This is a genomic window from Alteromonas sp. BMJM2 (assembly GCF_027257845.1).
GTDB lineage: Bacteria > Pseudomonadota > Gammaproteobacteria > Enterobacterales > Alteromonadaceae > Alteromonas.
Map to the genome: position 1 here is coordinate 111,426 of NZ_JAPVOT010000003.1, position 21,567 is coordinate 132,992.

16 protein-coding genes are annotated in these 21,567 nt (G+C 45.1%); 11 read left to right on the top strand and 5 right to left on the bottom strand.

Translation table 11 applies throughout. The features are described 5' to 3' along the window. The first annotated feature begins 22 nt into the window (after positions 1–22). Positions 23–925 carry a tyrosine recombinase XerC gene (gene xerC, locus O9X84_RS05000; protein WP_269518748.1) on the top strand — a complete coding sequence of 301 codons (903 nt, stop codon included), beginning with the start codon at positions 23–25 and terminating at the stop codon, positions 923–925. Positions 926–965: 40 nt separating this feature from the next. Beyond that, entirely contained in the window at positions 966–1,709 is a 744-nt protein-coding gene (locus O9X84_RS05005) for an HAD-IA family hydrolase (RefSeq protein ID WP_269518517.1), read from the top strand. 227 nt (positions 1,710–1,936) lie between these two features. Here O9X84_RS05005 and cysE read toward each other — a convergent pair whose 3' ends face one another. After that, complete coding sequence (gene cysE, locus O9X84_RS05010; protein WP_032094643.1) at positions 1,937–2,737, bottom strand: serine O-acetyltransferase; 801 nt, start codon at positions 2,735–2,737, stop codon at positions 1,937–1,939. 330 nt (positions 2,738–3,067) lie between these two features. Between cysE and uvrD the strand changes: the two genes are divergently transcribed. After that, on the top strand, positions 3,068–5,239 hold the full coding sequence (gene uvrD / locus O9X84_RS05015; protein WP_269518519.1) for a DNA helicase II: 2,172 nt from the start codon (positions 3,068–3,070) through the stop codon (positions 5,237–5,239). Between the two features lie 40 nt (positions 5,240–5,279). Next, positions 5,280–6,542: a GGDEF domain-containing response regulator gene (locus O9X84_RS05020; protein ID WP_269518520.1), complete on the top strand. Its 1,263-nt coding sequence runs from the start codon at positions 5,280–5,282 to the stop codon at positions 6,540–6,542. A gap of 70 nt (positions 6,543–6,612) precedes the next feature. On the opposite strand, the gene rarD is transcribed toward O9X84_RS05020, so the two are convergent. Together rarD and O9X84_RS05030 are read right to left on the bottom strand one after the other, a co-directional pair. Further along, positions 6,613–7,593, bottom strand: a complete 981-nt coding sequence (gene rarD, locus O9X84_RS05025) for an EamA family transporter RarD (RefSeq protein ID WP_269518521.1) — start codon at positions 7,591–7,593, stop codon at positions 6,613–6,615. Between the two features lie 148 nt (positions 7,594–7,741). Continuing rightward, positions 7,742–9,079: a magnesium transporter gene (locus tag O9X84_RS05030; protein ID WP_269518522.1), complete on the bottom strand. Its 1,338-nt coding sequence runs from the start codon at positions 9,077–9,079 to the stop codon at positions 7,742–7,744. A gap of 241 nt (positions 9,080–9,320) precedes the next feature. Here O9X84_RS05030 and recQ point away from each other — a divergent pair, with 241 nt between their 5' ends. Continuing rightward, positions 9,321–11,159, top strand: coding sequence for a DNA helicase RecQ (gene recQ, locus O9X84_RS05035; RefSeq protein WP_269518523.1), 1,839 nt, complete (start codon positions 9,321–9,323; stop codon positions 11,157–11,159). Between the two features lie 12 nt (positions 11,160–11,171). Here recQ and O9X84_RS05040 read toward each other — a convergent pair whose 3' ends face one another. After that, on the bottom strand, positions 11,172–11,840 hold the full coding sequence (locus O9X84_RS05040) for a glutathione S-transferase (RefSeq protein WP_269518524.1): 669 nt from the start codon (positions 11,838–11,840) through the stop codon (positions 11,172–11,174). A gap of 442 nt (positions 11,841–12,282) precedes the next feature. On the opposite strand from O9X84_RS05040, the gene O9X84_RS05045 reads away from it, so the two are divergent. The 4 genes from O9X84_RS05045 (at position 12,283) to O9X84_RS05060 (ending at position 18,296) form a co-directional block, all read left to right on the top strand. Beyond that, entirely contained in the window at positions 12,283–12,615 is a 333-nt protein-coding gene (locus tag O9X84_RS05045; protein WP_269518525.1) for a hypothetical protein, read from the top strand. Between the two features lie 123 nt (positions 12,616–12,738). Continuing rightward, a complete protein-coding gene (locus O9X84_RS05050; protein ID WP_269518526.1) occupies positions 12,739–15,675 on the top strand; it encodes an EAL domain-containing protein in 2,937 nt (978 codons plus the stop codon). Positions 15,676–15,990: 315 nt separating this feature from the next. Continuing rightward, a complete protein-coding gene (ribA, locus tag O9X84_RS05055) occupies positions 15,991–16,605 on the top strand; it encodes a GTP cyclohydrolase II (RefSeq protein WP_269518527.1) in 615 nt (204 codons plus the stop codon). Between the two features lie 170 nt (positions 16,606–16,775). Beyond that, positions 16,776–18,296 (top strand): DUF3300 domain-containing protein, encoded by a 1,521-nt coding sequence (locus O9X84_RS05060; protein WP_269518528.1) that lies wholly within the window; start codon positions 16,776–16,778, stop codon positions 18,294–18,296. Between the two features lie 137 nt (positions 18,297–18,433). Here the strand turns inward: O9X84_RS05060 and O9X84_RS05065 are convergent, their stop codons facing one another. Next, the gene (locus tag O9X84_RS05065; RefSeq protein ID WP_269518530.1) at positions 18,434–19,300 is read right to left on the bottom strand and encodes an ATP-grasp domain-containing protein; all 867 of its coding nucleotides are present in this window, start codon (positions 19,298–19,300) and stop codon (positions 18,434–18,436) included. Positions 19,301–19,492: 192 nt separating this feature from the next. On the opposite strand from O9X84_RS05065, the gene O9X84_RS05070 reads away from it, so the two are divergent. Beyond that, positions 19,493–20,977 (top strand): methyl-accepting chemotaxis protein, encoded by a 1,485-nt coding sequence (locus O9X84_RS05070; RefSeq protein ID WP_269518532.1) that lies wholly within the window; start codon positions 19,493–19,495, stop codon positions 20,975–20,977. Beyond that, entirely contained in the window at positions 20,974–21,495 is a 522-nt protein-coding gene (locus tag O9X84_RS05075; protein WP_269518533.1) for a DUF6436 domain-containing protein, read from the top strand. Before O9X84_RS05070 ends, O9X84_RS05075 begins: the two co-directional genes overlap by 4 nt. Positions 21,496–21,567: the final 72 nt, after the last annotated feature.

Genomic DNA, 21,567 nt, shown 5'->3' on the forward strand with positions numbered 1-21,567 from the left:
TCCGTCTGGTTCTAATGAGTCCATGTTAAGCGATGCCTGTCAGCACTGGCTTGATAAGTTTTTGCTACACCTTCAAGTAGAGCGCGGCTTGTCCGCTCACACCGTAAAAAATTATCAACGACAACTCACCGAAGTGGCAAAACTGCTTGGCTTATTTGAATGGTCAGGACTAACCCCTAGCGATATAAAACGCGTTATGGCCGATTCAAAAATGTCGGGGCACAGCGCACGCAGTATCGCACTTCGGCTTTCTGCTCTTCGTACGTTTTGCAGCTACCTAATTGAACACAAGCAATTATTCAGTAACCCTTTAGAGGGTATCCATGCGCCTAAGCAAGGAAAGCCACTACCGAAACAGCTTAGCGTTGATGAAATGCAGCAACTGCTTACCGCTCGGCCTTCAAGTGATGACGACGAGGGAATGAAGCTTCGCGATAACGCCATGTTTGAATTGATGTACGGCTGCGGTCTGCGATTAAACGAGCTTACCGGGCTTAATCTCGCCGATTGTTTAAAAGACGGCACGGTGAGAGTAACGGGCAAAGGTAGCAAGCAACGTATTTTGCCCTTAGGTCGCCACGCTCAAAAAGCCCTGAATGCCTGGTTAAAAGTAAGGCCGGCTCTCGCTTCTCCCTATGAAAGCGCGGTGTTTGTTAGCAAGCGAAAAACGCGGATATCTAATCGTCAAGTTGCCAACAGACTCGATAAAATGGCCCAAGAGCAATCTATATCCCAAAAAGTAAGCCCCCATAAATTGCGCCATTCCTTCGCAACCCACGTACTAGAATCGAGCGGAGATTTACGGGCGGTTCAAGAATTACTAGGGCACGCCAACTTGTCTACAACACAGGTATATACTCACCTCGACTTTCAACACCTCGCTAATGTTTATGATGCAGCCCACCCTCGTGCGCATAAAAAGTAAACGCGACATTTAAATACGATACATTAAGGCCAGCTAGTTTATGCAGTTTTACCGCCCCCTTAACGAAGTAAAGGCCATGACCTTTGACCTCGATGACACCCTATACAATAACGAACCCGTTATTAGGCAAGCCGAAGCTGCCCTTGCCGCCCATTTAAAAGCCCATCACAGTAATGCCGCTGCGCTTACCCCTCGCGACTGGTACTTACTTAAGCAAGCTGCCGTTAATCTAGACGGTAGCTTAGCCTCAGATATGGGGCAATTGCGCAGAGTCATATTAACCGCGGCCCTTTCTGGTAAAAATGAACACTCTCTTTCTATAGAAATACCGGATGACGCAGAGTTAAACAGCGCTGTGGATGCATGCTTTAATTGCTTTTACGATGCGAGAAGTGATTTAACCTTAGATGATGACGTGCATAACATCCTCAAACTGCTGAGTGATAATATGCCCCTTGTTGGTATAACCAACGGTAATGTAGACGCTGATAAAATAGGCATCACGCCCTATTTTGAGACTATTTTGCATGCCAGTACAACTAGGCCAATGAAACCGGCACCGGATATGTTCAACGAAGCAGCCGCAATATTGGGTATTCCCGCCGGTAACATATTACATGTGGGCGATAACATTATTAAAGATGTGCTTGGGGCGATAAATGCGCAATTTCAGGCAGCTTGGTTTGCCTGCAATCGACCAATGGCGCTGCGAAACGAGCCTGTTTCGGTGTTGCCACATGTCTCGCTATCCACATTGTCAGAACTCGCTCACTTTTGTCGTTAATAGGCATAGCAGCCTAACGTTTTTTCTAAAACGATGCGCTACAAGTAAGGTTTTATGCGCAGGGAGCTTTAGGCAAGGTGTTATGAGCAGGAAGCTTTAAATAGGAAGCTTTAAAAAAGAGTACGGCCCAGCAAACTTAGCGAATTGCTTAAGCTTAGGGCTGAAATTAAAGGCTGGGGGCTGAGTTTAAACGCAAAAAGCTCGGCTTGAGTGTCTAAACATGTTGTTTAGACATTATCCTCAAGCACGTTTTGCTGCATAGACTCGCAAGGGTGTTGACACACTGGGCGGCCCACCACTTTTGCCGGCACGCCAACTACGGTAACATGGGGTGGTACGTCGTTTAGCACCACGCTTCCTGCGCCAACTTTTGACCCTTCGCCCACTTCAATATTGCCTAGAATTTTAGCCCCGGCTCCCACTAAAACGCCTTGGCGAATTTTAGGGTGACGATCGCCAGACTCGTTGCCGGTGCCGCCTAGCGTAACGCTTTGTAGCAGCGACACGTTATCTTCAACCACAGCGGTCTCACCAATAACGATACCTGTAGCATGGTCAAACATCACGCCTTTACCAATTTTCGCAGCCGGATGAATATCCACACTAAAGCTTGCTGAATTGCGGCTTTGAAGAAAAAGAGCAAGCTGATGACGACCGTGCATCCATAAATAATGCGCCATACGATGTACTTGAACAGCGTGAAAACCTTTAAAATGAAGCAGCGGCGTTAAGAAGTCGCCTACCGCGGCATCACGCGCTTTAATGGCTAAAATATCTGCGGTAGCCGCTTCACTGATCCCTGGCTCTAGTAAATAGGCCTGATCGAAGACTTCCCGTATAGCGAGGGCTGGCATCACATCATCAGCCATTTTATTGGAAAGAATAAAGCTTAAACACGATTCAAAGTTATGGTGCGCCAATACACTTGCATGAACATAGCTTGATAATAACGGTTCATTATCTGCAACAACTTTTGCTTCTTGTTTTAAAGTAGACCAAAAATCGATGGGCGTAGAGGTAACAGACATAGCATTTCCCGTTGGTATTTATCTTAGACGCAGTGATATTGGACAGCGAAGCGTAAACGATGAGTTTACCTGAGATTGACGAATTGCAATATGACAGTGATACCTGCTGGCGGTGGATTTCGATCAACTTAGCTAAACAATTTATTATTAGTTATTCCATTAGGTTTTTATCTGTCAATTTTTACCTTTCTCTTCACAAGACTCCTAACAGTACTTGCACACCTATTCAAGATATAAGAAGCCAAAACTAGACTGTATAAATTAACAGGCAGCTGGCATAATAGCCACGCTTCTAATTTGTGAATGAAATAAAATAATAGGTGCCACACTATGGATGTATCCAGACTGCTAGACGAGCTTAACGACAAACAACGTGAGGCTGTAGCAGCACCGCTCTCAAACGCGCTGGTATTAGCAGGCGCTGGTAGTGGCAAAACCCGCGTGCTTGTTCACCGCATAGCGTGGTTGATGGAAGTCGAAAATATTGCGCCCTTCTCAATCTTAGCCGTTACGTTCACAAATAAAGCCGCTAAAGAGATGCGCGGTCGTATAGAGTCACTTATGGGCAAAAGCCTGCATAACATGTGGATTGGCACGTTCCACGGGTTAGCCCATCGCCTGTTGCGCGCTCACCACGCTGAAGCACGACTGCCAGAGAATTTTCAAATCATTGATTCAGACGATCAGTATCGCCTAATTCGTCGAATTTTAAAGGCCATGAATTTAGACGAGAAGCACTATCCACCTCGCCAAATTCAATGGTATATCAACGGTAATAAAGACGAAGGACTTCGCCCTCAGCACATTGAAACCTTTGATGACCCTATTCAAAAAACCATGCGCGAAGTGTATACCGCTTATCAAGATGCCTGCGATCGCTCAGGCCTTGTAGACTTTGCTGAACTCCTGTTACGCGCTCACGAGCTATGGGCGAAAAATCCTGAAGTATTAGCCCACTACCAGCGTCGTTTTCGCGCGGTGTTAGTTGATGAATTCCAAGATACCAACAACATTCAATATGCTTGGTTACGCATGCTGAGCAGCGGCGATAATAACAATATTATGATTGTGGGCGATGACGACCAATCTATATACGGTTGGCGCGGTGCGAATGTAGACAACATTCAGCACTTTCTAAAAGACTTTGAATCACCAGCAACAATTCGCCTAGAGCAAAACTACCGCTCTACGGGCAACATACTGAAAGCGGCCAATACCGTCATCGACAACAACACAGGTCGTTTAGGTAAAGAGCTTTGGACTGAAGATAGTCAAGGTGAACCCATTTCGGTGTATGCCGGGTTTAACGAGCTGGATGAAGCTCGTTTTATTGTGTCGAAAATAAAAGACTGGCTTAACCAAGGTAATGCACTTAGCGATACCGCCATTTTATACCGAAACAATGCCCAATCTCGTGTGCTAGAAGAAGCATTACTTCACGAAGGACTGGCCTATCGTATATATGGCGGCCTGCGCTTCTTCGAACGCCAAGAAATAAGAGATGCGCTAGGCTATATGCGCATGGTAAGTCACCCTCACGACGATGCTGCCTTTGAACGTGTGGTGAATACGCCAAGTCGTGGCATTGGTGAGAAGACCTTGTCTCAAGTTCGAGACACTGCCAGAACCCACAACTGCTCTATGTGGCAAGCAAGCCAACTACTGATCAACGAGGCCTCGTTAAAAGGACGAGCTCTAAATGCTATTCAAAGCTTCGTGTTGCTTATTACCGAGCTCGAGCAATCTACCGCTGACGATCCTTTAGAACAACAGGCAGACAAAGCTATTCGCCAGTCTGGGCTGTATGCCATGTACCAGTCTGAACGGGGCGAGAAAGCGCAAGCCCGTTTAGAAAACTTGGAAGAATTGGTTACAGCATGCAAAACCTTTATTGTGCCCGATGAAGCAGAAGAAATGACGCCACTGGCGGCCTTTTTAGCTCATGCGTCGCTTGAAGCAGGCGACACCCAAGCCGATAAAGATCAAGACGCAGTACAAATGATGACTATCCACACGGCGAAAGGCTTAGAGTTTCCGTTGGTGTTTTTGGCCGGTGTTGAAGAAGGTATGTTCCCAAGCCAAATGACCAATGATGAGCCTGGACGGATGGAAGAAGAGCGTCGTCTCTGCTATGTTGGAATGACGCGTGCTATGCAAAAGTTGTATATCACTTATGCAGAAAATCGTAGATTATATGGTCAAGACAAATACCACACCGCGTCGCGCTTTATTCGTGAAATGCCGGAGGACTGCATTGAAGAAGTGCGCTTAAAGTCTACTATTTCGCGTCCTGTCCACAATCGCTTTAATCAGATGACGTCTCACGCGTCGTTTGAGGAAACCGGTTTTAAGTTGGGCGAACGGGTTGTGCACCGCAAATTTGGTGAAGGTATTGTGCTAAATTATGAAGGTAGTGGTGAGCACGCTCGCGTGCAGGTAAACTTTGATGAGTTTGGCAGTAAATGGTTAGTTCTCGCCTACGCTAAATTGGATAAAGCGTAGCAATTATTCGGCAAGGTAGCCTATATCCAAGTTGGACTATATGCAGCAACATGTGCTGGTCATTGAAAATGGCGACAACAACCTTGAGATCATTTCCAAGCTCGTAAGGCGCGCAGGACTCACGCCTGTGGGCGCGACATCGCTTACCGAAGGCAGAGCCCGCTTTGCGCAAAACACACCAGAAACCTTTTTATGCGCCATCGTAGCGTACTCATTGCCAGACGCGCCAAAAGGCGAAGCTATCGATTTTGCCATTGACGCTTATGTCCCTACCATTGCCACAACAGAAAGCTTAGACACCCTTACTCGCGACAAAGTGCTTGAAAGGGATGTGGTCGACTACATCCCTAAAGAAAACGCGCAGAATTACGACTACCTCATTCGCTTAATATCTCGTCTTGAAAAGAATAAATCTACCGGCGTAGTGGTAGTCAGTACCAATAGAGTGCAACGAACACGCACCTTATCGTTACTTGAGCGCCATAACTTTGTGGTATACGAATGCCTTACCGCCAGTGAGGCCATGACGACCCTGTCGACACACAAACACATTAGACTTGTTATTACCGACAATACACTTCCTGATATGTCCGGTACCGTATTTGTTGCCAGTCTTCGTAAAGCATTTTCAAAAGAGCAATTAGCGGTGATGGGCATTGCCGGCGGTCAGGGTATGCTGATGTCTGCCCACTTTATTAAAAGCGGAGCCAATGACTTTTTGCGTATCCCCTATTGTCACGAAGAGTTTTTATGCCGGGTTATGCAAAATGTGGAATACATTGAAAGCGTTGAAGCAATAAGGCGCGCTGCAAATACCGATTATTTAACCGGCCTGCCAAATAGAAGACATTTCTTTTATACCGTTACCATGGGGCACCAGCAGCTGTCCGACAACCATGCACTGGCACTCATTGATTTAGATTTCTTCAAGGCAATTAACGATACTCATGGGCATGACGCTGGAGATGCGGTATTAAAAGCCGTTGCTGCACTCATTGAGTTTTATTTTCCCGACGAAATCATTTCGCGATTTGGCGGTGAAGAGTTTTGTATTTACTTACCAAATACACCATTCGAAGAGGCCTGCAAACGCTTAGATGACTTTAGAAAAGTAGTGAAAAATGAATCTATCGAACTTCCAAGGGGGACTACCCACGTCACATGCAGTATTGGTATGAGCGGCGTCTTGACCCAGCGAATCGATAACCTCATCAGCGACGCCGATAAGCAGCTTTATGCAGCTAAAAACAGTGGCCGTAACAAGGTGATGTTTGACGAGTCGCTACACGCCATCCATCAGTAGCCACTGGTTTTTCATTACACTAACGTATCTACGCCCACGAATTTCACCTTTCTTATACTTCACGCATAGCCTATTTATCTTGCTCTGCGACTTGAAGCTCTGAAGCTTGAAGTTCTGAATTTTGAAGCTCTGCCGCTTGAAGCGCAGCAGCTCGCGCTTGCTGTCGCTGTCTGCGAAAGTTGTAAATAGAGTCTGCACTAAATACAGCCAGTGCCAGCCACACAAACGCAAAGGTGGTTAGCCTTGCCTCTTCCAGCGGTTCGCCGTAGAGATAAACCGCTAAAATAAACATCAGTGTTGGACCAATATATTGGAAGAACCCTAAGGTGGAATACATGATACGCCTTGCCGCAGCGGTAAAGCACAATAGCGGCGCAGTGGTCACGATACCGGCGGCGAAGATAAGCAGGTTTAAGTCGATGCTATTGTTAAATAAGTTGCTGTATTGTGACCCGTAAAGCACCCAGTACCCTATGGCCAGCGGCGATAGCATGAGTGTCTCGATAAATAAACCTGGCAGAGAATCTACTGCCACCTGCTTACGCAGCAAGCCATACACACTGAAACTTGATGCCAATACCAGCGCAATCCATGGTATTTCACCATAGGAAAGCACCAAAATACCGACGCCCACTACCGCTAAAATAACCGCCGTTCTCTGCAGATTGCGAAGCCGTTCGCCTAAGAATACCCGCCCTAAAAACACATTAATAAGCGGATTAATGTAATAGCCTAAGCTGGCGTCGAGTAGGTGGTCGTTGTTTATGGCCCAAATAAACAGTAACCAATTAGCCCCTAGCAATAGGCCAGCGAAAAAAAGAATGACCATCACCCGCTTATTTTTTAATGCGGATATCACCTTAGGCCATTGCTTGAGTACAGCGATAAACCCCACAAGCAATACCACCGACCAAATGACGCGATGCATTAATATTTCGGCAGCGGGAAGTACCATTAACTGTTTAAAATAAACAGGTGCGACGCCCCACATACTGTAAGCGGCTATCGCACAGATAACGCCCACTTGGGCGGCAGAAGCTGGCTTAGACAATGATAACTCCAAAACGAAACAGGCTATAAGCGCGCTATTGTTTAGTACAACGCTATTTTACACAAGCGCTCAGTTGTGCTTGCGGCCCAAAGTGTTATATAAACGGGTTAAACACCGTTAACCCTGCCAGTGAGTATGGTTTAGTGCATTAGAGCAAAAATAATGTACCAAGCCCCAAGAAGGCCACAAAGCCTACGATATCTGTTACCGTTGTTAAAATAACCGACCCCGACAGCGCAGGATCTATTTTCAATTTATCTAAAACAATCGGCACAAATACACCGGCAATAGCCGCCGCCACAATATTGAATAAAATAGCTAAGCAAATAACCACGCCCAGCATCACATCGGTAAACCAAAAATAGGCAACAATACCAATAACCAAGGCCCATATAACGCCATTAACGCCGCCCACTTTTAGCTCTTTGATCATCAATGCTTTAATATTGGCTGGAGTCACCTGCCCTAATGCCAAACCTCGCACTATAAGGGTTAGCGTTTGACTACCCGCAATACCACCCATACTTGCTACTACAGGCATAAGTACTGCCAGTGCAACCACCTGCTGAAGCGTGGCTTCAAACAAGCCAATAAACCACGATGCCATAAATGCAGTAAGTAAGTTAATACCCAGCCAAAGCGCCCTATTTCTGGCACTTTTCGCCACGGGAGAGAACAAATCTTCGTCTTCATCCATACCTGCTGAAGCCATGACCTGACGCTCGTAGAACTCATTCACTAATTCGCTGGCCGCAGTAATATCTAACCTGCCAAGCAAGGTATTATTTTCATCCACCACGGGCAGTGACGCTAGCCCCGAGCGCTGCACGATTAGCGATGCATTCATGGCATCGTCATCGCCTTTAAAGGTAGTGATATTTTCTTCTGCAAGAGACAATAACGCCTTGTCCTCTGATGCAGAAAACAAGTTGTTTATTTTAACGAGTGCCGCAAACTGCCCCGTTCGATTAACAAGGTAAATACTGTCGCAGTGCTGAGGGATATCTTTTTTCAATAAACGCAATGCCTCTCTAACTTTAGCGTTAGAAGGCAGCACAAGCTGCTCATGGTTTACCCAGTGACCTATCTGATTATCGGGAAAAAGTGAGGCTTCTCTAAAGTACTTTCGCTCTTTGGAGTCGAGTGACTCATAGGCCAAATCAACAAGACGTTTGGGTAAAGAGTCGAGAAGCTCAAGTAAATCATCGGCGTAAATGTCGGCAAAAATGGACGCCCATTCGTTGTGCGGCGTATTATCGATAAGAATTTCACGGGGGTCGCTACGCATCTCAACCAATACGTTCAGCTTTTGCTCTCGCGGAATTCCCTCCCACACCACAAGTCGTGGTTCAACAGGCAACGATTCTAACAGCGTAGCAATATACACATTGTCTTGACCACTTAGCGCCGCTAATAACGACGCTGGGTCATCAGCCATACCTTCGGTAACAATCTCTTCGATTAAATCTGGTAATTGGTCAGCCACACTATACCTCCTGTTGACACATTCTTTCTCAATCCTACAGCCCTTAGATTATCATGTTGCTGCATATGAGAATATGACGGACTGATTTGTACACGCGCTTATACGTTTTTGTTTATTCACTCTTTCTTAGGTAGTTATGCTTTATCGCTTGGTTTGATGTTAGGGGCTTGCGCTGAATTTTAGTCTAGTTTTTGCAAATGCTCCGTGAAGACAGAGCAAAAAAAGCGTAAAATCCCCAACCATGACAACTGCATTAGCCACCACAGAATTATCACCTCGGCCTGACAACACTGTATCGCCAGAAAACGTACTCAAAAACGTTTTCGGTTACGGTGAATTTCGCGATGGCCAAGGGGAAGTCATTCACCATGTGTGTAACGGTGGTGACGCACTTGTACTACTGCCTACCGGCGGTGGAAAGTCGTTGTGTTATCAAATACCCGCATTAGTTCGCGACGGTACCGCCATTGTGGTGTCGCCACTGATATCCCTAATGCAAGATCAAGTAGAGCAGCTTAAAGCCCTTGGCGTTAAGGCGGATTATCTCAATTCCACACTAGACGCACAAGCTCAGGCCAATATCAACGATGCGCTCATTGCAGGAAAGCTAGATTTACTTTACGTGTCTCCTGAGCGCCTAATGCAGTATTCATTTCAGCAATTACTCAACAGAGCGGAAATTGCCTTATTTGCCATTGATGAGGCCCACTGCGTATCTCATTGGGGCCATGACTTTCGTCAAGATTATCGCGCTTTAGGTAAAATAAAATCTCGTTTTTCACATATTCCCGTTATTGGCTTAACCGCTACTGCAGACACCGCCACTCAAGCCGACATTTTAAGTCAGCTCACGTTACATGAGCCGCTAGTGTACAAAGGCAGTTTCGACAGACCCAATATTCGCTACCGGGTTATGTCGAAATACAAAGCCTTCGATCAGGTTGTTAGCTATGTAAAGCAGCAAGAAGGCAGCGGTATTATTTATTGTAATAGCCGAGCTAAAGTTGACGATTTACACGCCAAGCTATTCAGGCTGGGTTTTCGCTGCGCTGCCTACCATGCCGGCATGGATAGCGATGAACGAGAATTGGTGCAGCGTCAGTTCCTCAATGACAAAATTGATATTGTGGTAGCAACCGTGGCCTTCGGCATGGGCATCAACAAGTCTAACGTACGTTACGTGGTGCATCACGATGTACCTCGCAGTGTCGAGAGCTATTATCAGGAAACCGGACGCGCTGGACGGGACGGACTGGAATCGGAAGCGCTTTTATTGTTCGACGAAAAAGATGCCGCCAGAGTAAGGCAGTGGATTGAACAAGGCGAAAGCGGTGATAGAAATCACATAGAGCTTCAAAAGTTTGCTGCTATGGAAGCCTTTTCAGAAGCGCAAACATGTCGACGACAAGTTCTGCTTAATTACTTTTCTCAATTTAGCGATAGTGCCTGCGGTAACTGTGATATTTGTTTAGATCCCCCCAAAATGGTGGATGGCCTTGTAATAGCCCAAAAAGCCTTATCATGCATTTTGCGTTTATCTCAACAGGCATCAAGCCAATACGTCATTGATGTTTTACGAGGCAAACAGCTTCGCAGGCTTCAAGAGGCAGGACATCATCAACTTTCCACCTATGGAATAGGAAAGGACAAATCAGACAGTTATTGGCATAACATTTTGAATCAGCTGGTTCATAAAGGGCTGATACGCGTTGATATTACTGCACATGCGTCGCTGCGCCTTACAGAGGCCTCTCGCCCTGTACTAAAAGGCGAAGTACCGGTACAGCTTGCCGTACCGAGACTTGAATTTAAGCCTGACAAAAAAGCCAAACAAGCGCCTGCCAATTACGACCGCACCTTGTTTACGCGACTTAAGCATTTACGCAAAGTGCTGGCCGAAGAAAACGAAGTGCCGCCGTATGTGGTATTCAGTGACGCGACCTTGGTCGATATGGCCTGTAAACTGCCCGTCACTCGCAATACCTTGCTTGAAGTAAGCGGTGTTGGGCAAACCAAATTAGAGCGCTACGGCGACGCGTTTATCAAACTTATCGACGACTACATTTCTCGCAACGATTAAAAACCGAAATGGCTAGGCGTAGGCGTATTCGCCTCCTTTTTCTAGAGCTCGCTGATAGGCTGGTCTTTCATGTACACGCTTAACGTACCCGCGAATTGCTGCGAAATCATCAGCTCGACCACTCGCAACGAGAGACTCTAACGGGAATATCATTTGTATATCAGCTCCCGTTGGTTCCTCACCCGCAAACCATGTGTTACTGGCAAGGTACGATTCTACATAGCGAAGGCTCTGCGCCAAGTTAGGGCCGTAATACGCGTTTATGATCCCATCCACTAACTTGTCGGTGATGGGCTTTATGAAAAACGGCTTAGAGCCTTTCTGACGCGCTTTTTCTAAAACAAGATTAGCCACTAGCGGCGGCATCAAAGACCCTTCAGCAAAATGAAGCCAAAATAGGTAGTCTTGCAACGCTTTGCCCTCTTCAGGCACAGTAAAGCCAGATTCAGCATGATTACGCACTAAATATTCGACGATAGCGCCAGATTCAGCGATGGCACCATGCGGCGTAGTGAGTACCGGTGAACGTCCTAGGGGATGGACTGCTCGCAATGAATCGGGCGCCAAATTAGTTTGACTGTCTCGCGCATAAAACGCGATTTTGTATTCAACACCGAGCTCCTCTAGCAACCACAGAATACGCTGAGAGCGAGAGTTATTTAAATGATGTAGTGTTAACATACCCCTTCCTTAATGTGCGTTGTCATAACGCATATAAAAATTATTATTGTTGTGTTGTAGTGTATACATGGATAATCAACGGCAGGTTTACTTCTAACTAGACCTTTATTCATCGATATAATCTCTCGCAAATGCCTGAACTTGTAAGTGCCGTTCAAAAATTTGCGTTGCTTACATCTATAATTATCATGCCCTTAAAGCAATTTGCGTAAAGCGGATTTGAAAGCGCCCTAGATTCATGCTGCATGTAATTGAGGATAAAGTCTGCTTTTCATTAACTATGTCGATATATTATCACTATTAATTAGGCTTACAGTAAATTGAAGCGCGGCGAATTAGCTATCCGAAAATCAGCATTAGCATTGCGCCAGCTGTTCATTCAACAGCACCGTATACGTGCACCTTACATAGATAACAGATTAAACTAGCAGGGTTTCAAATTATGCAGCAGTTACTTGCATCAAGTGTCATCGCAGCGCTTCACAATACTGAGTCAAGCGTTCAGATTGCCCTTCAACTGCCTACTACGCCGCTAAAAACCGAGCAATGGCTGACTCAGTTTGTGTCACTATTTCATTTTCAAGCTTCACAAGCTGATTGGGGTGCTGATAGGTTTCAAGTGGTGTTAACCTCTTTAAAAGGACAACAGCCATTTCAGTGTTTATTATGTATAGAATGGCTATGCGAAGCGATATGGCTTGAGCCTGTCGGCAGCGAACAACATCCTAAAATCATTAGCAATTATCTTAAAGAACAGGGCGATGACCTTTTATAAACTTCACTGCAAACTTACATTTCTTTGTTGTCACCTATGAATTACTATTAAGAAATGAACGCCACATCGCTATTACTCTTACCGTTTATTATCACTCGCTCTAACACGCTAGTGTGGAGCGCTTTGACATTTTTGCTATCTCGCGCTTTTACTGGTGTAGACAAAGGCTGTTTGAGCAAGCTTTATTTGCGTTCTGCGGTTTACCAAAGTAACGAGCCTACTGTAAACAGGCTTACAATTCGCTCTACACTGTCATTCATTTTCATCATAATCGCGCTTTTGTTTGGTCCAGTAAGCATTGCGGAAGCAAACAGTATTTACATTGATGAATCTTTTGAACATGCGCTTATCAACAAGAACAGCGATATCACTCAGGCCTCTGGTTCGGCAACCTACTTTGATGTGCTTGATGGAGTGAATACATTTTCAGGTCAACAGATCACATCCGCAAACACGAGGAAGTGGCTGTCTACCCATATACGTCACGACGGCTATAGTCCTATCTCCCTTGTGGTAAAGGTAGATCGCTTAAACATTGACGACCTTCAGCTTTATCTGCTTAACGACAATGAGCGCATCATAAAAACGTATCGCTATCAAGCGGGAAAAGGAGACCTTTCTCTACCGCAACCTGTGCCCACTATTCGATTGCCTTTTACTCTTCAACCCTATCAGAATGTACGCTTGCTCATTGGCATTAAGGATGTTGGGCTAAACCATATTCCCGTTATGCTGTGGGAACGAGATGTTTTAGAGCAATACGATACAAATATGCTGGTTGCACTAGGTGCGGTGCTTGGCGTGTTCACTCTTATTATTGCTTACTTTCTTCTTTCCTATTTTAACCAGCGTATTGCCATCCGGTTTTGGCTTTCTATGTCATCACTGGCCATGTTGACGCTATTTTTCATTTTTCACAGCGGACTGGGTTTGTGGCCAAGCTTAACCAACACTACTGAAGCGGCATTCATAATTGCATCAACCTTGCTGTTGCTGTGCTTTGCCAAAGTAACCCATCATCTATTTCCGCGAGTGCCCGCGTTCCTCAAAGCAATTAATTTTGTCATTCCTTTTATATGCTTGTATTGCTTTTTCATCGAGTCCACTGTGGCAATTGTAGTTCTACTTAGCACTATTGCGGTAATGGGTGTAAGCCAAGTTGCTTTGGCGCTAACGTTTAAAGAAAATCGACAAACAAGTCGCTTGTTCTCAATTGGATGGCTCTCGTTTTTTGTCTTGTTTGCAATATCGATTCAAGGCCTCTATCACTTCATGGTTTATACCTTCAGTGTCTATTTAGTTATGCTGTTTTTTGCCGCCTTTGGGCTGTTGTGCTTAGGCATGGCCGCAGCAATAAAAGAACGGTTTTACAACAAAAAGCAGTTGGTTAAAAAAGAAGAGATTATTACCAACTTAAACCATTTCTATCATTTATTTAGAAACTCAGCAGAAGGACATTACACCTCAACTTGGGAAGGTAATTTAGTGTCTGTAAACCCCGCGATGTATAAGCTTTTTGGGTATACCGATGAGGACGACATGCTGGAAACAGGCGCAAAAACATCGGTTTTCTATGCTAACGCTGATGACAGGCAACTTCTCTTAGGTGAACTGTCTCAAACCGGTCACTTAACTGGCAAAGAAATAAGAGCAAAAAGAAAAAATGGTGAAGAGTTTTGGATTTCGTTGTCTTGCCGTTTGCAAGAAAATAGTGATGGCCCCTATATTTTTGGCTCAATTATCGACATCACCGAGAAAAAACAATCTGACCTTAATTTACGCTATTTAGCTACCCATGACTCTCTTACAGGGGCCTACAATCGTCGCCAGTTTGAATCCGAGTTTAAAAGTAAGGTGGCATCAGTTTCAAACCCGCCTGTGTGCCTTCTATACTTAGATTTAGATAGATTTAAGGTGGTGAACGATACTTGCGGCCATAAAGCTGGCGACGTTCTCATAAAAGACATAGCCAGATTGATAGAAAACACGCTTTTAAAGAATGCCCTTCTCGCCCGTTTAGGCGGCGATGAATTCGGTATCATTTACTCAGATTATGATGAGAAAAGTGTCTTTGAGAACGCAGAAAAAATACTCAATGCAGTACAAGACTACCGCTTTATGTGGAACAACCGCATTTTCAATTTAGGCGTGAGCATTGGCATGGTGGTATGCGATGAAAATACCACAAGTGCTGGGCAGTACTTAAGCATGGCAGATGCGGCGTGCTATTTCGCCAAAGACCAAGGCCGTAATCAAATTCATCGATACAACAGTAATGAAGAGAGCACCCAGCGCTATCAGCGCGAATTAGATTGGGTATCGACCATTAACAACGCGTTAGAAGAAAATCGATTCGAACTGTATTACCAACCGCTGCGACCACTCAGCCAAGCCAATGAAGGGTATTATTACGAGGTACTGCTTCGCTTGCGAGAAAGCGATGGTAAAATTGTAGAGCCGGCAAACTTCTTGCCTACTGCGGAACGTTTCGAAATGAACGTGAACGTAGACAAGTGGGTAGTCACAAATACATTTAAGTGGCTATCAGAAAACCCTGAGCATTTGAACAATCTTAAGCGCTGTAGCATCAACTTAAACTGCCACTCCCTGGCCGATAGAGATTTTACGCTGTTCATTCTGAATGCGTTTGAAACCTTCGGTATTGCGTATAGCAAAATTTGCTTTGAGGTTATTGAGTCAGTGGCCATTATAAAAATGGACGACACGTTGGCCTTTATGCACACATTCAAAAACTTAGGCTGCACATTTTCTCTTGATGACTTTGGCAGCGGCTTTTCATCCTATAACTATCTTAAAAGCCTTCCTGTGGATCAGGTGAAAATAGACGGCATGTTCATAAAGGATATGCTCAGCGACGCCGTGGACACAGCTATGGTTGCATCGATAAAGGATGTGGCAAAGGCCATGGGCATGCAAACAGTGGCAGAATTTGTGGAGAATGAAGCCACAATGACCCAATTAGGAAATATGGGAATCGATTTCGCTCAGGGCTATGGTGTAGCAGTGCCAGCCCCTCTCGCCGACTTCACCCCGCTGTAACGCCCTTATTCTGTTGGGCTCATATCGTTGATCTCGCTTTTGATTTATAACAAATAAAAAAGAGTGATAGAGCAAATACCCCAAAACCGGATGAAATGCGTATAATCATAGGTCGTTAGTAGCAACGCGTTGTTATTAACGTACACCATTACACTCTATAAATGATACAATGTAACACTTTATAGTTAGAATGATATTGTAAAGACGACCTAAAAAAGATGCTGCCAAATTCGGTAGCGATCAGTGCAGATATCAGGCTTGCAAAAGCTGTGATTATCCCCACATATGGCCTACTGTCCTAAGCGTAGAAGTAACATGAGTAGCAAACAGCCTAAATACGAATTTGTCAGTTCAGCAAAATTGCCAACACGGCTTGGTGAATTCAAAATACACGGTTTCGTTGAAGCCAGTGGTCAAGAACACGTTGCCTTGTCATACGGCACCTGGAAGAAAGGCGATATTGTGCCAATTCGTATCCACTCAGAATGCTTGACCGGCGATTCCCTTTTTAGCACCCGCTGCGACTGCGGTTTTCAATTAGAAAAAGCCATGCAAAACATCGTCGATAACGGCTTTGGCTTACTACTATACCTTCGCCAAGAGGGGCGCGGCATTGGACTGCTTAATAAAATACGTGCTTACAATCTTCAAGACAGCGGCATGGACACGGTAGAAGCTAACGAACATTTAGGCTTTGATGCTGACCTTCGTAGTTACGACATCTGTAAACTCATGCTAGATACACTAGATGTTACCCGCGTAGAGTTAATGACGAACAACCCTAAGAAGCTTGCGGCACTTGAAGCACTCGGAATAGATGTTGTATCTCGCAAACCTATCGATCATGGCGTAACAAAAGACAATAAAAACTATCTAAAAACCAAAACGGAAAAGCTGGGCCACGCATTCGATCCTCACGTTTTTAAGTAACCTGAATCCTGTTTAAATTAAATTGCACAACCAAGAAAACGCCCGCCGCTTCAGTCAGCGGGCTTTTTTATTCAGCTTAGGTTAATTATCTTGGAGTTATAACGTATACAGACTTACCAACATTGTTTGTTCGCTACAGTAAGCGCACAGTGACAATGTAAGGAGAATGTATGAAAAACATAGCCCTATCTATTGTGATTGCCCTTGGCGGCGCTGCAGTCGGATTTCCGACAATGGCTCAACAGTCAACCGTTGATACTTCTGCCAATCAAACGTTGGCCACTAGCCAAACTGAAGTCTCAGATGCGCAATTGGACAGCCTTTTAGCCCCTATTGCTTTGTACCCAGATACCTTACTTACACACATACTCATTGCCTCCACCTATCCCCTTGATGTGGTTTCAGCGGATAGGTGGCGACAAAGTAATAAGCACCTTACCCCAGAGCAGGTTGAAGACGTATTAGAAGGTGTGGATTGGGATCCAAGTGTGAAGGCGCTGGCCGCGTTTGCAGACTTACTTAACACTATGGCTAATGATCTAGACTGGCTGCAACAACTTGGCGACAGTGTATTGATAAGCCAAGACAGGGTACTCGACCGCGTTCAAGTGTTGCGTCAACACGCAAGAAACACCGGGAACTTGGATACCAATGACTACATTGAAGTAGAAACAGAGCAAAACAATTCCAGAGAGATTATTTATATCGCTCCTCGTCAGCGAGAGGTGGTGTATGTACCTTATTACGACCCTCAAATTGTGTACGGAAATTGGTGGCACCCTGTTGCGCCGATATTCTGGTCTCACCACGTTAATTATCACCGTCATAGAAACGTATATTGGTCACCGCGAGTGAGAATATCGGCTTTCTTCTCTTTCGGAGCTGTGCACTGGAGTAATCGCCATGTGGTTGTGCATCGCCAGCCAGTGCGCAGGTTCTACAGAGGCAGTCAGCGTAAACGAGTGATCAGCAATGATTATCAACGCTGGGAGCATCGTGTGGATCACAGGCGAGCCCGTTACTCACCGCGCGTAGTGCAAACAAGGCCTACACGTTTTGTGCACAGTAGTGATAGAAGTGTATCTACTAGGCATCTTACTAGTTCGCCCGGCTCAAGGTCGATATCAAAATCGCGGTCTATTTCAAATGCACAGTTAAAAGCGCCGAAACAAGGCACTGCACTGTCAAATGATCGAAGTCTTAGCATAAGCAAAGCAAATAGAAGGTTTGATGAGAAAAAGCAGTACCACAAACCGGTAAAAAGGAATAACCAGGTAACGAGAGCCGCCCTATTGCATAAGCTCGATACTAATGAGCGCCACTATGCTAAAACTTCGAACAGAGCACAGAAAAAGCAGGTTAAAGACAATCGGTTTGCGACTCCCCAACCGACAAAAAAACAGTCTATTAAAGCAGATTCAGCCTTACGCAGAACAGGGACGAACAAGTCAGCAATAGATAAGACGCGAACCTACAAGACAGACGCATACCGCGACAAAGCGTCACAAAACCGGGCTTCTCAAGTAGCTAAAACAGGCAAAGCTTCTAACAAACGGACTGCGAATAGGCAGACTGTGACTCGAACAAGTAAGCAATCGGTTTCTCGTAACGTATCGCCCAAAAGAAATGTGAGCCATTACGAACGAAGCAGAAATGTTCAGTCTCAAAATAGGCTATCGAGAGACAAATAGCGTTGAAACAGACTGCTTCGAAACAAAATGCTTTGAAAATAAGGCACAAGAAACAATCGCTCAATCATCCCCAGAGCATTGACTAACGGCGGCTACTACTAGAGCGTTGAAAAAAGTAGTAGCCATTAGCCTTAAACCTAAGCTTTCGAATAAGACAATAACGCCTTTACAAAACGAGCAGGAGAAGCCGGATCTAGATTGAAGTACAGTGAAGGCTCTATAAGTTCTAGTTCCATAATTGCCCACTCGTTTTCTTGGCGAACCAGGTCGACACGTGCGTACAGAGCTTGAGCCGGCATTGCATCTAGTGCTCGCTGTGCTATTTCTTGCTGAGCAATATTTGCTTTTACGGCCAGTAACTGCCCGCCATGCTCCTCCTGAACTCGAAAGTCTCCTTGTTGAGGCACTTTTAATATGGCATGGCTGTAACACCCTCCAAAGTAAAACAGAGAGTATTCCCCCTCCTCAACCACGCTCGATAAAAAGGGTTGAATCATATACCGACGAGCGGCAAAGCTAGTCGTAAGTGAGGGCATTACCTCGGCGATATTTGAGGAAGAGACTCTAAAGGTGTCATCGGCGTTTGCACTCAATGTTGGCTTAATAACAACTTCTTCAGTGTTAAACCGCGCAAAAGCATTATGTATATCTTGCGCCGCAAAACGCTCTCCCCAACTAGTATCTACTATGGGGATCCCAGCCCCTGCGAGGTCCTTCAAATACTGCTTTTCTATATTCCATCTAATCAACTCTAAAGGATTTAACAAGATAGCCGAAGACTTATTAATGTTTCCTAATGTATTGAGGAAGGTATCAGGATGCTGTTGGTAATCCCACGTACTGCGCACAATGACGTAATCGTACTGGTCCCAATTCACGTTCTGTTCGTGCCATGAGATTGTCTCTACCGACCATCCTATGTCCTCAAAATGAGGAATGAGCAATTCGTCATAGACAAAAAAATCGTCTAAATTGTCGGTAGAGAGAAAAACTATATGTGACATAGATATCTTATTTATGGTTTAAAAATTAATACCAGCTTAGCGATTTTAATAACTATAACCAACTGATAAAAAGAGAAAAATATAGACCAAAGTCACATGTCGTCGTTATCTAAAATAGTCTATTATTCGGTCAATTTAGCAGGAAGCTGATATTTCTTCTACACTTTACTTAAACACATGGCGGAGACCTATATGCAATACCCTTGGCTTTTAGAAGGTCAGAAAATATTTCGCGTAGTAATAATCGCTCAGCTGGTTATTGCAGTTGTTATCGGTCTTATTACAGGGGAACTTCTGCCCGCATTTATCTTTGGTATCCCCATTGCCGCGGTGCCCCTAATGTTAAGCTTGCAGTCTCCCTATTCTGCCTTAAGCCGCCACGCGATGGCTATTGGTGTTCAGCTGCTAACCGCACTGCATATCCATCAGTCATTCGGCCTTATTGAAATCCATTTTGAAATTTTTGTGCTACTTGCTTTCTTATCGGTATTTAGAGACTGGAAAGTGGTTGCCACCGGTACGGCAGTGGTCGCGGTGCATCACATTAGCTTCTTTCTTTTACAATCTAGCGGCGCACCGCTTGTGATATTTGAAGAAGGTCACGTTACATTCACCATATTGCTTTTGCACGCTGCGTTTGCCGTAGCGGAAGGTGGCGTGTTGATGTACATGGCGAAAATTGCCCATGAAGAAGGCGCTGGAGCAGCTGAATTATCCTTAGCCATTCACGATATGCAAAAGGAAAGTAACAAGCTGGACTTAACTGTTGCTGTCGACAGAGACAATAAAATTCTTCGTCCCTTTGGCGAATTGATTGACCAAGTTAAAGAGTTAGTTCAACTGGCTTCGTCACTTACTGACGACGTTGTAAGGGGCTGTGGAAATATGGAGCAAGCTGCTAACAACATGTTCGATATAAGCCACAAAACAGATCAAGAGTTAGCTATGGTGTCAGCTTCGTCAGAAGAAATTGCGCAAACCATGCAGATGTCGACAGAGCAAACCACGATTGCCAGTGATAAAGCGTCGGCAGCTAAGGTGTCGTCACAAAATACTAGAGATTCTATTTCTACAACTAGCCATACGATCAATTCATTGCGAAGCACGCTAAATAGCGCAGCAAAAACAAATTCTGCACTAAACGAACAATGCTCTCATATCTCAGACGCCATGCGCTCGATTACTGCGGTAGCGGAGCAGACTAATTTGCTTGCTCTTAATGCTGCTATTGAATCGGCCCGAGCTGGAGAGCATGGTAGAGGATTTGCCGTGGTTGCAGACGAAGTACGTACACTTGCCATTCGCTCAAAAGAAAGTGCGGAACAAATCACAAGTATCACTGAGCAGCTAGTTTCTCAAACGGCAAGCTCGGTAGATCAAATGCAGTCTTGTATCAGTCTTGTTGATGAGGCAGTTATGTCGAGTGAAAGTGCAACCAATGCAATGGCAGACATTATGCTTCAGATGAACGATGCCAGTGAAAGCATGACAGAAATTGCTACATCTGCGGTAGAGCAAGAAACAGCGTCTGCATCCATTGCCGAAAGTACCGCTCGTTTAAGCGAATATACTTCTGAAGAGCTCGCTACCGCAGAGTCTCTTGCTGGCGAAGTGCAGGTGCTTACACAAATATCGCAAAAAATGCGCGGTGCCATCGAGCGCTTTAAACTGCAATGACAAAAGGTCTTTCTTGGGCGCTGCTTGCCTTATGGGCAAGCGGCCTGCTGGCCGCCATGTTAGTGTACAGTCAGCGCCAGCTGTCAGAATTCGACCCTGACGGCATACTGCTTCATCACTCAACCTCACCCACATTTGACAGTGAACTTTTGCAGCTTCTTAAAGACAGTAATGTCCCCAGTGCCAGTATTATTCACGTTGGCTCATCTGAAAGTTGCTACTGCGAAACACTCACCGCACCCCATCAAACGCAGTTACTCAATCGCCTTGGTGAATCACAGTACGGCGTTGTCGACATTGCGCTAGACACCGTGAAAGGGCTAAGCAATATAATCACTACCGTTCCTGCATTGATTGTTATTGATGAGAACTACCAGTTGCGCTACGTAGGTCCTTACGCCACAGGCTATGGCTGTTTTACTGGTAAAAACTTAGTGGACCAAGTGGTAAGCTACACGCACCAACTTCCCTATAATGGCGCTATTATTAACAGCGACGCCACAGGCTGCTTTTGTTGATTTGGCAGGTAACATGTAATTTGGCACGCAATATGTAACCCATTGTTCAAAGTATATGAGAAAGCGACCTAA

Coding starts and splice junctions, on each gene's coding strand:
- xerC (WP_269518748.1), top strand. CDS start 23: ATGTTAAGCGATGCCTGTCAGCACTGGCTTGATAAGTTTTTGCTACAC.
- O9X84_RS05005 (WP_269518517.1), top strand. CDS start 966: ATGCAGTTTTACCGCCCCCTTAACGAAGTAAAGGCCATGACCTTTGAC.
- cysE (WP_032094643.1), bottom strand. CDS start 2,737: ATGTCTGTTACCTCTACGCCCATCGATTTTTGGTCTACTTTAAAACAA.
- uvrD (WP_269518519.1), top strand. CDS start 3,068: ATGGATGTATCCAGACTGCTAGACGAGCTTAACGACAAACAACGTGAG.
- O9X84_RS05020 (WP_269518520.1), top strand. CDS start 5,280: ATGCAGCAACATGTGCTGGTCATTGAAAATGGCGACAACAACCTTGAG.
- recQ (WP_269518523.1), top strand. CDS start 9,321: ATGACAACTGCATTAGCCACCACAGAATTATCACCTCGGCCTGACAAC.
- O9X84_RS05040 (WP_269518524.1), bottom strand. CDS start 11,840: ATGTTAACACTACATCATTTAAATAACTCTCGCTCTCAGCGTATTCTG.
- O9X84_RS05045 (WP_269518525.1), top strand. CDS start 12,283: ATGCAGCAGTTACTTGCATCAAGTGTCATCGCAGCGCTTCACAATACT.
- ribA (WP_269518527.1), top strand. CDS start 15,991: ATGAGTAGCAAACAGCCTAAATACGAATTTGTCAGTTCAGCAAAATTG.
- O9X84_RS05060 (WP_269518528.1), top strand. CDS start 16,776: ATGAAAAACATAGCCCTATCTATTGTGATTGCCCTTGGCGGCGCTGCA.
- O9X84_RS05065 (WP_269518530.1), bottom strand. CDS start 19,300: ATGTCACATATAGTTTTTCTCTCTACCGACAATTTAGACGATTTTTTT.
- O9X84_RS05070 (WP_269518532.1), top strand. CDS start 19,493: ATGCAATACCCTTGGCTTTTAGAAGGTCAGAAAATATTTCGCGTAGTA.
- O9X84_RS05075 (WP_269518533.1), top strand. CDS start 20,974: ATGACAAAAGGTCTTTCTTGGGCGCTGCTTGCCTTATGGGCAAGCGGC.